Source organism: Paenibacillus sp. FSL H8-0537, from assembly GCF_038051995.1.
Lineage (GTDB): Bacteria > Bacillota > Bacilli > Paenibacillales > Paenibacillaceae > Pristimantibacillus.
Genome location: NZ_CP150290.1, coordinates 2,579,774 through 2,592,604 on the forward strand (window position 1 = coordinate 2,579,774; position 12,831 = coordinate 2,592,604).

Annotated in this window: 12 protein-coding genes, 2 tRNA genes and 1 riboswitch; of the genes, 11 read left to right on the forward strand and 3 right to left on the reverse strand. The window is 51.8% G+C overall.

The annotated features are described in order from the left end of the window. Positions 1–5 precede the first annotated feature (5 nt). The 7 genes from crtI (MHB80_RS10775) to crtI (MHB80_RS10805) are packed head-to-tail and all read left to right on the forward strand — an operon-like array spanning position 6 to position 7,971. Complete coding sequence (gene crtI, locus MHB80_RS10775) at positions 6–1,505, forward strand: phytoene desaturase family protein (protein ID WP_341282136.1); 1,500 nt, start codon at positions 6–8, stop codon at positions 1,503–1,505. After that, entirely contained in the window at positions 1,502–3,025 is a 1,524-nt protein-coding gene (gene crtI, locus MHB80_RS10780; protein WP_341282137.1) for a phytoene desaturase family protein, read from the forward strand. Before crtI (MHB80_RS10775) ends, crtI (MHB80_RS10780) begins: the two co-directional genes overlap by 4 nt. Next, on the forward strand, positions 3,009–3,881 hold the full coding sequence (locus tag MHB80_RS10785; RefSeq protein ID WP_341282138.1) for a phytoene/squalene synthase family protein: 873 nt from the start codon (positions 3,009–3,011) through the stop codon (positions 3,879–3,881). Before crtI (MHB80_RS10780) ends, MHB80_RS10785 begins: the two co-directional genes overlap by 17 nt. Beyond that, entirely contained in the window at positions 3,878–4,603 is a 726-nt protein-coding gene (locus MHB80_RS10790) for a carotenoid biosynthesis protein (RefSeq protein ID WP_341282139.1), read from the forward strand. The genes MHB80_RS10785 and MHB80_RS10790 overlap by 4 nt, the downstream gene beginning before the upstream one ends. Positions 4,604–4,607: 4 nt before the next feature. Beyond that, complete coding sequence (locus MHB80_RS10795) at positions 4,608–5,327, forward strand: lysophospholipid acyltransferase family protein (RefSeq protein ID WP_341282140.1); 720 nt, start codon at positions 4,608–4,610, stop codon at positions 5,325–5,327. Further along, complete coding sequence (locus tag MHB80_RS10800) at positions 5,303–6,499, forward strand: glycosyltransferase family 2 protein (RefSeq protein WP_341282141.1); 1,197 nt, start codon at positions 5,303–5,305, stop codon at positions 6,497–6,499. The genes MHB80_RS10795 and MHB80_RS10800 overlap by 25 nt, the downstream gene beginning before the upstream one ends. Then, positions 6,475–7,971, forward strand: a complete 1,497-nt coding sequence (gene crtI, locus MHB80_RS10805) for a phytoene desaturase family protein (RefSeq protein WP_341282142.1) — start codon at positions 6,475–6,477, stop codon at positions 7,969–7,971. The genes MHB80_RS10800 and crtI (MHB80_RS10805) overlap by 25 nt, the downstream gene beginning before the upstream one ends. Before the next feature lie 174 nt (positions 7,972–8,145). Here crtI (MHB80_RS10805) and MHB80_RS10810 read toward each other — a convergent pair. From MHB80_RS10810 to MHB80_RS10820, 3 genes are all read right to left on the reverse strand, one after another. Beyond that, positions 8,146–8,219 (reverse strand) — tRNA-Pro (locus MHB80_RS10810). Between the two features lie 9 nt (positions 8,220–8,228). Continuing rightward, positions 8,229–8,304 (reverse strand) — tRNA-Thr (locus MHB80_RS10815). A gap of 114 nt (positions 8,305–8,418) precedes the next feature. Then, the gene (locus tag MHB80_RS10820) at positions 8,419–8,628 is read right to left on the reverse strand and encodes a YrzA family protein (protein WP_056041703.1); all 210 of its coding nucleotides are present in this window, start codon (positions 8,626–8,628) and stop codon (positions 8,419–8,421) included. A 164-nt stretch (positions 8,629–8,792) separates the two neighbouring features. Then, a riboswitch (cyclic di-GMP riboswitch) is annotated at positions 8,793–8,876 on the forward strand. 156 nt (positions 8,877–9,032) lie between these two features. Here MHB80_RS10820 and MHB80_RS10825 point away from each other — a divergent pair. The 4 genes from MHB80_RS10825 (at position 9,033) to MHB80_RS10840 (ending at position 12,750) form a co-directional block, all read left to right on the forward strand. Then, positions 9,033–10,739, forward strand: coding sequence for a methyl-accepting chemotaxis protein (locus MHB80_RS10825; protein ID WP_341282143.1), 1,707 nt, complete (start codon positions 9,033–9,035; stop codon positions 10,737–10,739). Positions 10,740–10,917: 178 nt separating this feature from the next. Continuing rightward, the gene (locus tag MHB80_RS10830; RefSeq protein ID WP_341282144.1) at positions 10,918–11,292 is read left to right on the forward strand and encodes a GntR family transcriptional regulator; all 375 of its coding nucleotides are present in this window, start codon (positions 10,918–10,920) and stop codon (positions 11,290–11,292) included. A 19-nt stretch (positions 11,293–11,311) separates the two neighbouring features. Continuing rightward, on the forward strand, positions 11,312–12,010 hold the full coding sequence (locus MHB80_RS10835; RefSeq protein ID WP_341282145.1) for an ABC transporter ATP-binding protein: 699 nt from the start codon (positions 11,312–11,314) through the stop codon (positions 12,008–12,010). Further along, positions 12,007–12,750 carry a hypothetical protein gene (locus tag MHB80_RS10840; RefSeq protein WP_341282146.1) on the forward strand — a complete coding sequence of 248 codons (744 nt, stop codon included), beginning with the start codon at positions 12,007–12,009 and terminating at the stop codon, positions 12,748–12,750. Before MHB80_RS10835 ends, MHB80_RS10840 begins: the two co-directional genes overlap by 4 nt. Positions 12,751–12,831: the final 81 nt, after the last annotated feature.

Sequence of the window (12,831 nt, forward strand, 5' to 3'; positions counted from 1 at the left end):
TATAAATGAAGACAAGGCATGTTGCCGTTGTAGGCGCCGGACCAGGAGGACTTGCTGCCGCCATGCTGCTAGCAGGTCAAGGCTATAAGGTTACGGTGCTGGAGAAGCAGCCGTACATTGGGGGACGGACTTCGCTGCTGCAGGTGGGCGATTTTAAGTTTGACCGCGGCCCAACCTTTTTTATGATGCCTCATTTGCTGGAGGAATTGTTTACGGCAGTGAACCGAAAGCTTGCAGATTACGTGGAACTGATTGAGCTGGACCCGCTGTACCGATTGAAGTTCGGAGATTCGGCGTTCGAGCCTTCTCGTAATATGGAACAGACGCATGCAGAAATTGAACGGCTGTTTCCCGGAGACGGTGCAGGCTATAGGCGGTTTATGCGCGATGAGGAGATCAAGTTTGGCCGCGTGTCGCCGCTGCTGCAGCGTCCTTTCAGCAAGCCGCGCGATTATATGGCTCGCGATGTGCTAGCAGCGCTGCCTAGCCTTCATGCGACGGATACGGTGTATAACCGTTTATCCAAATATTTTAAGGACGAGCGGCTCAAATACGCCTTTACATTCCAAGCGAAATATTTAGGGATGTCGCCGTGGGAATGTCCGGGCACCTTTACGATTTTATCCTATATGGAGCATAAATACGGGTTGTTTCATCCAGTAGGTGGCTTGAATCGGCTTTGCGAGGCAATGGGCGAGGTCATTCGTGAGTATGGCGGCGTCATTTCTACCGGAACCGGCGTGCAGCGCGTGCTGACAACGGGCGGGAAAGCTAGTGGGGTTTTGCTTGCCAATGGGGAGAAAGTTGAAGCTGACCATGTTGTTTTAAACGCGGATTTTGCGACGGCGATGAATGAGCTGTTTGAGCCGGGTGAGCTGAAGAAATATACGCCCGAGAAGCTTGCCAAGAAAAAATACTCCTGCTCGACCTACATGCTCTACCTTGGCATCAACCAAGAAATTAAAATGCCTCATCATACGGTACTGTTTGCCGGCGATTATAAGACGAATGTCAATGAAATGATGGCGCAGAAAAAGCTGTCCGCAGATCCGTCCATCTATGTCCATAATCCGGGCATTCATGACCGGACGCTCGCGCCGCAGGGCAAGACGGCGCTGTACGCGCTCATGCCTGTGCCGAATTTGACGAGCGGTATTGACTGGCAGGAGCAGGGGGCGCTAATTAGGGAGAAAATGCTGCACCGCATGGAGCAGGAGCCGGAAATGCGCGGCCTTTCCCAGCATATTGAGATCGAAGCGATGATTACGCCGCAAGATTGGCAGCAGGGCCACGGGGTATACGAGGGAGCCACATTTAACTTGGCGCATTCCTTTAATCAAATGATGATGCTGCGCCCGCATAACCGCTTTGAGGAATACGGTAACTGCTGGCTCGTTGGGGGCGGAACGCATCCCGGCAGCGGGCTGCCAACGATTTTTGAATCAGCGCGAATCAGCACCCGGCTGCTTATGGAGCAGGATCGGCTGAAGGAGGGGGCCATATGAATAACTTCGCTATAGTAGGTGGTGGCATCGGCGGCCTCATTGCGGCGCTGCTGCTCAGGCGACAAGGAAAGCTCGTAACGATCTATGAGCGGATGAACCGCCTCGGAGGCAGGCTTGCCTTCGAGCAACATGGGACATACCGCATCGATCAAGGTCCAACGATTGTGCTGCTGCCGGAAATGCTGCTGGACATTTTGGCGGAGGCAGGCATTGAGCGCTCGCGAATCCCGCTCGTGCGCTGCGATCCGATGTACCGCATTCATTTTGCCGACGGCACCGTGCTGCATAAGTGGAGCGATAGAGAGCGCCAGCTGGAGGAGCTCGGACGCCTTTTTCCAGGCGAGCAGGAAGGGTTTATTCGCTATATGGAAGAGATGAAGCGTTCCTTCGTTCAGGGGAAAAAAGCTTTCTTGGAGCGGCCGTTTTTGCGCAAAAGGGATTTTTTCACCGTGCGCAATATCGCTCTGCTGGCCAAGCTGCGGGCTTACAAAAGCGTGCGCGCCCTCGCTGCCGAATATTTTAAGGATAAGCGGCTGCACGACGCCTTCTCGCTGCAAACGCTGTACATCGGGGGCGCGCCATTTGAAGCGCCGGGCTTGTATTCGCTGCTCCCGTATGCCGAGCATGAATTTGGCGTCTGGTGCTTGAAGGGCGGCTATGCGAGCCTCATTCCGCTGCTGGAGGAGGAGCTTGAGCGCCAAGGCGTTGCTGTGAAAAAGAGGGCGGCCGTCAAGGAGCTCCTAATCAGCGATGGACGCTGCTATGGCGTGCGGACTGCCGAAGGGGATACGCGCTATGATGCGGTCATCTATAACGGCGAATTTCCATCTATTGCTGGCGTACTTCCTGTGCAAGAGGCGGCTCGCCCGAAAAATAAAATGAAGGATTACAAGCCTTCCTCCGGCTGCGTGCTTGTCTATTTGGGCTTGAACAGGCAGTGGCCGGAAGCGGCGGCGCATCAGTTTTTTCTGCCGCCTTCGCTTGAGAAGGGGCTTGGGGAAATTTTCAAGGAAAACCGGCTGCCCGATGATCCGTCTTTTTATGTTTTTTATCCGTCCGCCTTTGATGATACCGCTGCGCCAGCGGGGGAGAGCGCGATGTATGTGCTGATTCCATCGCCTGCCGCTCCGCATGTCGATTGGGCGCAGGAGACGGCTAAGCTGGTCGAGCATGTGCTTAGCGAAGCGGAGCGCCGCGGCTTTCCTGGGCTGCGGGAAACGATTCGCTGGCAGCAAGTTCGCACGCCTGCGGATGCCGAGGCTGACGGCTTGTACAAGGGAGGCAGCTTCGGCATTGCGCCGACGCTGCTCCAGTCCGCCGTCTTTCGTCCGCAAATTGTGCCGTATGGCATCGAAGGGCTTTATGCCGCAGGCGCTTCGGTTCATCCCGGCGGTGGGGTGCCGATCGTTATGCAGGGCGCGAGAATGCTTGCCCAGCATTTGTCTACCGCCGTTGCGGCTCAAAGAGCAACAGCAATGCCTACAATGATCCAGGAGGTGCAGGATGGAAACAGCATTTAGCCTAAATCAGTGCGAGGCGATGATTCGCAAAGGTTCATCCAGTTTTTATAAGGCATTTGGTTTTTTGCCAAGCCCACGCAAAGAAGCGGTTTACGTCATTTACGCCTTTTGCCGGATTATAGACAATGCAGTCGATGAACCGGAGAAGTCTCCCTATACGATAGACGAGCTGGAGGCGCGGTTCGCTCATTTGGAGCAGGCGGACGGGCATTTTATATGGCCGGCGCTGCGCTGGCTGTTTCATCATTTTCCGGTCAGCAAGCAGCCTTTTTTTCGCCAAATGGAAGGACAGCGTCGCGATTTGGTGCTGACCCATTACGAGACGATGGAGCAGCTTGAGGACTACTGCTACTTGGTTGCGGGAACGGTTGGCGAAATGCTGCTGCCCGTCCTGCATAACCATCCGGATGAGCAAATTGTAGAGGCTGGCATTTATTTGGGCAAGGCGATGCAAATCGTCAATATTGTGCGCGATGTTGGCGAGGATCAAGACCGTGGCCGTCGCTACCTGCCGCTTGAAATGCTGCGTCAGTACGGCTATAGCGAGCAAAGCTTTGAGGCCGGGGTCATTGACGATCATTTTCGGGCGCTTATTCATGCGCTGGAGCGCCAAGCGAAGGATTGGTTTCACAAGGGGCTGGCGAATTTAAGCAGCTATCCGCCGGAAAGCGCGTTTGCGGTGGAGCTTGCGGCTGGCTTTTACGGGGCTATTTTGGATCAGGTGATTGCGAATCGTTATGAGGTGTATGCGAAGCGGGCGGTCGTGGGGCCGCTGACGAAGCTGAAAATTTATAAATCGATCAAAGAGAAATATTTAACGGATATTATGCTGGAAAGCGGAGCCGTATCGTTATGATGCGGCAGCTGTTCTTATTCTGGTATGTGGTGGGCCTCATTCTTATGCTGACGATTGGCGTTCCGGCGCCGCTGGCCTTCTCGAACGGCTTGTTTCTCGTCTTTTATGCGATGTATGCAGTTAGCCTAGAGCAAGGCTTGCGGGAACGGACTCCTTTAAGCTGGGGGCGCATCGCATTTGTCGGACTCTCGACGTTCGGTGTAGAATGGCTGAGCGTTACAACGGGCTGGCCGTTTGGTGAGTACAACTATACGCCAGTGCTCGGTTTTCTGCTTGGCGGCGTGCCGGTAACGATTGCTTGCGCCTGGGTCGGCGTATTTCTGAACGGCATGCTGCTATCGAAGGGCGACAATCGTTGGGTGCGGGCGCTGCAAACCGGACTTTTCACCGTTACGCTGGACTTGGTGCTCGATCCGGTAGCTTATGCTCGGGGCTTCTGGCTGTGGGAAGAGGGCGGTGCCTACTTTGGCATTCCGGCGACGAATTTCATCAGCTGGTTTATGATCTCAGCGGCGCTGTCGCTGCTGTTTCCGGTTCGCGAAATTACGCACGCTGTACGCCGGGAGTCGGCAAGGCTGGGCCAACTCATGCTGCTCATGTTCGGTGTGCTTGGCATGAAGGAAGGGCTGTATGTGCCAATGCTCATAGCTGTCGCTGCGGCTGCTGTGCTGGAAGGAGTCGTGATTCGCTATCATCACATCGCAAAAGAGCAGGTGGTTTGAGGAGGTGTTTTTCCGTTACAATAAACACTATTTGCTGAAACGGCATTTTCATGAAGTGTCGCTGCGAGGGGAGCTGGAGCAGGCTCTGGCCGATCGTCCTTTGCTGATTATTATGAATCACAGCAGCTGGTGGGACGGGCTGCTCGTCTACCATATGATTCGGAGCGAGTCGCAGCGGCAGCATTATATGATGATGGATGAGCGGCAGATGAAGCGATATGCTTTTTTTCGCCGCATTGGTGCTTTTTCGGTGAATAAGGAAAATTTGCGGGAAACGGCAGCCTCGCTGCGTTATGCAGCTGATCTCATGCGAAGCGGTGGAGCCGTCTGGCTGTTTCCGCAGGGCGATATTTTTCATTTGGAAAGCCGCCCGCTGCAATTTCAGACGGGGGTCGGCTATTTACTGGAGCGCTGCCCGGACGCTGCTGTGCTGCCTGTAAGCTTGTATTATACGATGGGGCTGCATCAGAAAACGTCTGCCTCCTTCTCTATTGGCAGCATGATCGAGGCGGACTGGTGCGCTCTGGGACGCAAAGAAGCGACTTTGCTGCTGGAACGCAGGCTGGAGCAGCAGCTCGGCGAGCATCGGCTGGCTGTTATTGCGAGTGCAGACGGCGAGCGGGATGGCTTCCGCCTGCTGCTGGCGACCGGGCGCTCGGTCAATGAGACGTTCGACCAGATGAAGGGGAGGACGGCGAAATGGAAATCGTTTTTTGGACGATAGCAGCCGTTCTGGCGCTGCAGCTGCTGTTCGTGCTTTGGAATTTGCGCCAGCTGCCGCAGCTAGGCGGCACGGGGGAAGGCCGGCTGTGGCTTGCTGGAGGCGAGGGAGCGGTAGCTGACATTCCGCCAAGGCTGTCCGTGCTTATTCCAGCACGCAACGAAGCGGAGCGAATTGGGGCCTGCGTGCAGGCGGTGCTGGCGGCGGAGCAATCGCCGCTGCTTGAGGTGCTTGTGCTGGATGATCAGTCTGCCGATGGCACGGCTGATGTGGCGATGTTGGCCGCGCAGGGAGATAGGCGCCTGCGCGTGCTGCGGGGAGCGGACTTGCCAGACGGCTGGCTGGGCAAGTCGCATGCTTGCCAGCAGCTGGCGCAGGAGGCGCGCGGCGAATGGCTGCTGTTTCTGGACGCCGATGCGACGCTGCGGCCGGGGGCTCTGCCTGCCGCGATGGACACGGCGCTGCGTCAAGGGAAGGGGCTGATTACGGGCTTCCCCCATCAGCAGACTGGGTCTTGGCTGGAGCGGCTTGTCGTGCCGCTCATGAATTTCACCATCGCCTGCCATCTGCCGATCGGGCTGGTGCGTGGCTCTACTGACGCCAAATTCGTGGCGGCGCATGGCGCTTTTCTGCTGATCCATGCCGAAAGCTACGCGGCGATTGGCGGACACCACAGCTTCAAATCCAAGCTGCTCGATGATATGGAGATGGCGCGTGCGGTGAAGCGGGCGGGCTTGCCCATGACGCTCGCCGATGTATCGGGGCAGGTGAGCATGCGCATGTATACAGATGCAGCGGGCGTGTGGAACGGCTATAAGAAAAATATTTTTGCCGGAACGGGTCGCCAAACGGGCCTTCTCGCGGCACTGGGTATATTTTATGCGCTCATCTATTTGCTGCCGCCTGCTATGTTCATCGCAGCTTTGCTTGCTTACGCCGTTTTTTCGGCAGGGACGCTGGCAAGTACGCTTGCCGCCTGCTTGCTGCCGGCCGCGATAGGCTGGCTGCTGGCGATCATCATTAAAGGGGTGATCGATCATCGCGGCCGCTTGCCGGTGTGGTTTGCTTTATTGCTGCCGGCTGGCATTGTTATGCTTCTTGGCATAGCTGCCGCGTCATGGCGTGCAGCGGCGAGCGGGGAAGGGTATTTATGGAAAGGCAGGCGTTATCTATGAAGCGGGTTGTCATCATTGGCGGCGGCATCGGTGGTTTATCAGCGGCAGCCCGCCTTGCGCATGCAGGCTATGCGGTCACTGTGCTGGAGCAGCAGGAGAAAGTGGGAGGCAAGCTCCAGCGTATCCAGCTTGGGGAATATCGCTTTGATCGGGGGCCAAGCACAATAACGATGACGCATGCTTTTCGCAAGGTGTTTGTTTCAGTAGGCCGCCGCATCGAGGATTATATTAATTTTTATCGACTGGAGCATGGAACGCGCAACTGCTTTACAGATGGCTCGGTCGTGGATTTATCCGCTGACCCGGCTGTGATGGAGGAGCAAATTTCCCGCTATAGTCCGGAGGATGCGCGGCGGTATCGGGCTTTTATGGCCGAGGCAGCGGTGATGTATGGACAGGCGGAGCGTCATTTTATGAACAAAATGATGGTTTCCTGGCAGGATAAGCTGAGTCCTGGGCTAGCGGCAGCATTTGTCCGCATTCGCCCCCTGACGAAGCTGTCCGTGCTGCTGCGCCGTTATTTCCGTCATCCCAATACACTGGCCTTGTTTGGACGTTATGCGACCTATGTCGGCTCGGCCCCTAATCGGGCGCCAGCCATCTTCGCGATGCTGCCGCATGTGGAGGCGGAGCTTGGCATTTTCGGCGTTCGTGGGGGCACGTACAGCATTATTGAAGGACTTCGCCAGCTGGCGGAGGAAATGGGGGCGGAAATACACACCTCGACACGTGTACAGCGCATTGTTGCCAGTGGCGGCCGTGTAAGCGGGGTAGAGACGGACGGCGGTTTTGTGCCCGCTGATCTGGTTCTCGCGAACGGTGATGTGCTTTCCGTATGCCGAGATTTGCTCGGCGAGCAGCTGCGGCCCGCGATGACAGACCGCAAAATGGCAAGCTACGAGCCTTCGCTGTCTGGCTTTGTCACTCTTGCCGGCATTCGCAGACGTTACGATAAGCTGCTGCATCATACTGTATTTTATCCGCAGCGGTATGGGGAAGAATTTGAGGCGATTTTCGAGCGCCGCGTGGCGCCCGCTGATCCTGCGATCTATATATGCTGCTCTGCCTATTCAGAACCGGACATGGCGCCGGAAGGCGGCAGCAACCTGTTTATTTTGGCGAATGCCCCTTATACGTCGGACGCTTGGAGCTGGGAGAGGGAGGCGGAGCGTTATCAGGAACGTCTGTTGAAGCAGTTAGCTGCCTATGGCTTGGTGGGACTGGAACGGAATATGGAGCAGCTTGCTGCTTATACGCCGGAGGATCTGGAGCGGGATACGTCAGCATTTCGCGGCGCCATCTATGGCATTTCCTCGAATTCAGCGAAGCAGACGTTTATGCGGCCGTCCAATCGTGCGGATTTGCGTGGACTGTGGTTTGCAGGCGGAACGACCCATCCCGGCGGAGGAACGCCGATGGTTGCCATGTCAGGGCTGCTCACCGCAGAGGCGATGATTCGGCAGCATTCTTGAAAGAATCTAATGGTGCAAAAGAAAAGCCGCGTCTGGCTGGGTGCAGTAATGCATCCAGCCAAGCGCGGCTTATTTTTTATAACATGGGGCTCATGCCCACAAACTAAAAAGGGTCAAATAAAATAAAAAACCCTTCTAGGATTAGAGGGCCTGCTTGAAACAACTTATTAAATATCGGGACGACACGATTTGAACATGCGACCCCCTGGTCCCAAACCAGGTGCTCTACCAAGCTGAGCTACGTCCCGGGAAAAAAATGGTGCCGTCGAGAGGACTTGAACCCCCAACCTACTGATTACAAGTCAGTTGCTCTACCAGTTGAGCTACAACGGCGTGTTTATGAATCGGACACAAGATGTATTATGCCACAGAAGTTTAGGAGGATGCAATACCTTTTTTTAATTTTTCGAAAAAAAATTCGGGCAGCAGTCAAATGCCCGAATCGGCCTATTTTTTAACTTTAAAATGAACGACTGCGCTGTACAGCATTTTCCCGCGATCGGGATGAAAGACCGCATGATGGCTAATAGCGTGAACTTGTAAAAGCAGTGCCTTATTCGCTTCAATTTGCTGGTCAATATGCTTCTCCAGCGTTCGTAAGTCAAAAGCCTCAAAGAATTCGATTTTATCCTCAATTAAATCTAGTCGAAAATCCATCATTAACCCCCTCAAATCTCTTGCATGCCTAGCTTTCGTTAATAGTATAACGTTGTTCAGCACTAGTTTCAAAGTATCATGTCGGCTAATCACGTTTTTTGTAATTTACAAAAGGGTTTTCCTAAATTATACTTTAAAAGTGTCGAAATAAATAGAAAATTACATACTGAAAAAGGCAAACTTATTGAAAAATAAGGGCGCAAAGTTATGGGCCTAAGGTATTAAGCTATGGCTGCCAAACTACCGGTACAGGACTATAGGCTGATTCAGCTATCCAACTCGTAACGGTGATTGAAAAGCTTTTGTTTTTTTTCAGTGTAAGTAGGAGAGATGGAGTGAAAATGGTGATTAACCGATTGAAAAAGGCAAAATGGTTAAAATGGACATCAGGGGTTTCTGATTTCTTGAAGAAACAAAAGGTCACAACGAAGCTGCTGTTCATTACTTCATTAATTACTTTGTTTAACGTGGTGGCTGGCGGTTGGATTTTTATGCAAAATGCTTCGGTTAGAAGTACAGTGAATGCTTCAAATGAGCTTCAGGAGGCCAAAAAGGAATATCAAGGTGTATCGGATTCGATGCTGCGCACGCTGCTTTCGATGATTGATGCAGTAGAAAACGGCAGCACTGGCGATGATGGAATCAATCTGGCGCTTAAGACGATGCCGGAACGGGTAGAAAAGCTGAAGTCTATACTGGCCTCTCTGGATGCGAAATATCCTCACGGAGATAATGGCAATGCCTATTCGAACCAAGGCAATGTGTTTGGTCTTGCGTTGGAGCAGCTCAACAATGAAAACGGCAATTATAGCCAGCTGACGATTGAAGATCGTTCCGCCAAGGTCAAACAGCTTGTTAGTACATATACGATTGTTCTCAGCTTTGCGAATGAAACGGTAGAAAAATGGCTTGAAGTGGATTCGATTGCAACTCAAGATGCATTGAACAGAAGTCTTGCGGCTGCCAATACGATTATTATAATCAATATTGTGCTGCTTGCCGTTTTGCCGTTCCTCATGTCCTATTCGTTAAGCCAGAATGTGAAAAAAGGCATCGTTGGCTTAATGAAGCGAATTGCCTCCTATCAAAATAACGATTTTACGTATGATGGGAAGCTGGATCGCCAAGATGAATTTGGTCAAATTGACCGTTCGCTGGAGCAAATGGGAAGTGCGCTTCGCGACACGCTTCGTTCGACTATGGATGTCAGTACGGTTGTTCTGCAAGCCTCGCGCAATATGGGCGATATGATTGTTCGCAATCAGAATGCTTCCGAGCAGGTGAAAGAAGAGATTGGCAACGGCAAAACGATTTTGATGACCCAGTATGATGATGCCACCTCCATCTCTGCCGTAACGGAGCAAATATCGGCAAGCTCGCAGCAAATTGCTGCTTCGACCGAATATATTAACCGCGATATGAAAGAAATGAGAGAGTCGTCGCGCACAGGCTCCACCGATATGAAGGGCGTCGTGCAAATGGTCAATCAGACGGTGCAGCAATTTGCCCGAGTAACCGAATCCTTTGACCGGATTAATGAGCGCTACAATAATGTAACGAAGTTTTTGGGCGGCATTCAGGATTTGAACACTCAGACGAATTTATTGTCTTTGAATGCTTCGATTGAATCGGCGCGTGCAGGCGAGCATGGCAGAGGGTTTGCTGTAGTAGCAGAGGAGATTCGCAAGCTGTCGAGCCAGACGGATATCATTTCCAAAGATATTACGAAGGAGCTTAAGCTTATTCAGAACGATTTTGCCGACAGCAGCCAGAGCTTGAGCAGCTTCTCAGAAGTGATTGAAACGACGAAGCAGGCATCGGTGACCGCGAGCGAAATGTTTAATGGCCTGGAAAATCAAAGCAGCGTCTTGTCCGAGCAAATGGGCGAAATTTCCGTCGGTATTGATGAAATTACAAAGGGTATTACCGATATTGTTGGTTCTGTAGACAAGCTGCTGCAAACCTCCTCCGAGGTGAATGGCAAAATGGAGCAGATGAGCGGAATGTCCGAGGATCAATTTGAGGTATCGATTCAGCTTCAAGAGCTGGCTGAGAAACTGCAGGGCTCTTCCACTAATTTGCGCGAAAAAGCGGCTGTATTCAAGGTGTAAGCTCGCTTTTAATGGATTAGTAAATGGAGCAATAAAAAGGAATACTAAAGAGTAAATAGCTGCTTTCAGCGCCCGTGGGCGATTGGAGGCAGCCTTTTTTTTATCCAGCCCTTTACAACAACAGAATACTAGTGTACTATTTAGATATAACACTAACACATTAACACGGAGGTGACTTATGCCGATTGAATTTGACAACAACCAGCCAATCTACATCCAGATCATGAACTACATTAAACAGCAAATTATTAGCGGGAAACTTAATCCCGGCGATAAAATCGATTCGGTGCGCGAGCTTGCAGTGGAGCTGCAAATCAATCCGAATACGATACAGCGTACTTTTCAGGAACTGGAGCGTGAAGGCATCGTCGAAACAAGGCGCGGACTTGGAAGATATGTAACGAGCGAGGAGGCGGCGATTGTGAGCATTAAGAAAGAGATGGCGGCTGATCTGCTTGGACGTTTCATACAGGGGATGCGGGATTTGGGCTTTAAGCAGGAGGACATTGTAGCGATTGTATCGGAAGCAGTTAGCAAGGAAGAGCAGAAATAGGCGGGGGGAGAATATACGAATGAAGAAGATTGTTGAACTGCAAGCCGTAACGAAAAACTACGGATCGAGAAAAGCGCTGCATAATATTAATTTAAACCTGGAAGCTGGCAAAATTATTGGTCTGCTTGGCAGCAATGGCAGCGGCAAGAGTACACTCATGAAGCTGGCGGCAGGACTCATTCAGCCAACCTCAGGAAGCGTTCGAATTTGCGGAGAGCCGATTGGCATCGGGACAAAGGCGGTTACGTCCTTTATGCCAGATCAGCCGGTAACCGAGTCGTGGATGCGGGTGAAGGATGCCCTTCGTTTTTTCAGTGATTTTTATAAGGATTTCGATCAGGAGAAAGCGGGGAGCATGCTCGACTTTTTGAAGCTGGATCGCAATGATCGCATTAGCTCTTTATCCAAAGGGATGAATGAGCGGCTGCAGCTAACGCTGGCGCTGTCGCGTCAGGCTAAGCTTTATTTACTCGATGAGCCGATAGGCGGCGTTGATCCCGTCGCGCGGGGCAAAATTTTGGACGCCATCGTTAAATTTTATAATGAAGACAGCTGTGTGCTCATCTCGACGCATTTAATTACAGATATCGAACGGGTTTTCGATGAAGTCATTTTTATTCAAAACGGCGAAGTTTCACTGCGTCAGGATGTGGAGAGCATACGCTCCAAGCATGGTAAAAGTGTAGATGAACTATTCAGGGAGGTATTTTCAGAATGATAAACTTATTGAAATATGACTGGAAACGCAATGCGAATTTAATTATGGGCTCGGCGGCGGCGCTTATTATTTTGCAGGGAGCACTTTCCTTTTTTACTGCAACTCGTAATTGGCAGCCTGCAATGTCGCTTACATTAATGTTCATGGGCTATTTATTCGTTGCCCTCATGTTGATCATATTTTCCTCAAAGACGTACTCCCACAACCTTAAATCGTACGGTCGCCGCTTATTGCCGCTGGCCACGTGGAAAACAATCGCTTCGCCGCTTCTGCTGCAATTCATATTATCAACTGCGCTGAGTGGGCTCGTGCTGCTTCATATTTGGTTGTTTAAATGGCTCTCTCCAAGCGCCTCACTGGATTTATTGAATCTGCCTAATTTCGAGACAGGCGTCCTATTTTTTATTTTGATATTTTGGACGCTCCTATTTTTGATGCTGATGGTCTATTTTTCGATTACTGTAGGGCATCTCTTTAATAAAAAGCTTTTTCCATGGGTAGCAATAGCGGTCTTCGTCCTGCTGCAATTTTTCATGGGCTATGCGGAGAAATGGTTGTTTAACGATGATTTATTCGGCACGATGGCCTCAGAGCTTACCTCTTCAAGCTTGACAATCTTAAAGTCCCCAACAGGCGAAATTTCGATTGGCAACTGGGGCGTTATGTCGTTTGAAATCGTGATCGGTGCTATCCTTGTGAGCATCATGCTGTACTTGCTCAGCAAAAAGCTGGATGCGTAGAGGAAGGCGCAGCGAAGGCCTGCAAGCCAAAGGTTGACAAACCTGCCATTAGCGCGTGACAATATTCGTATACAACTTCGA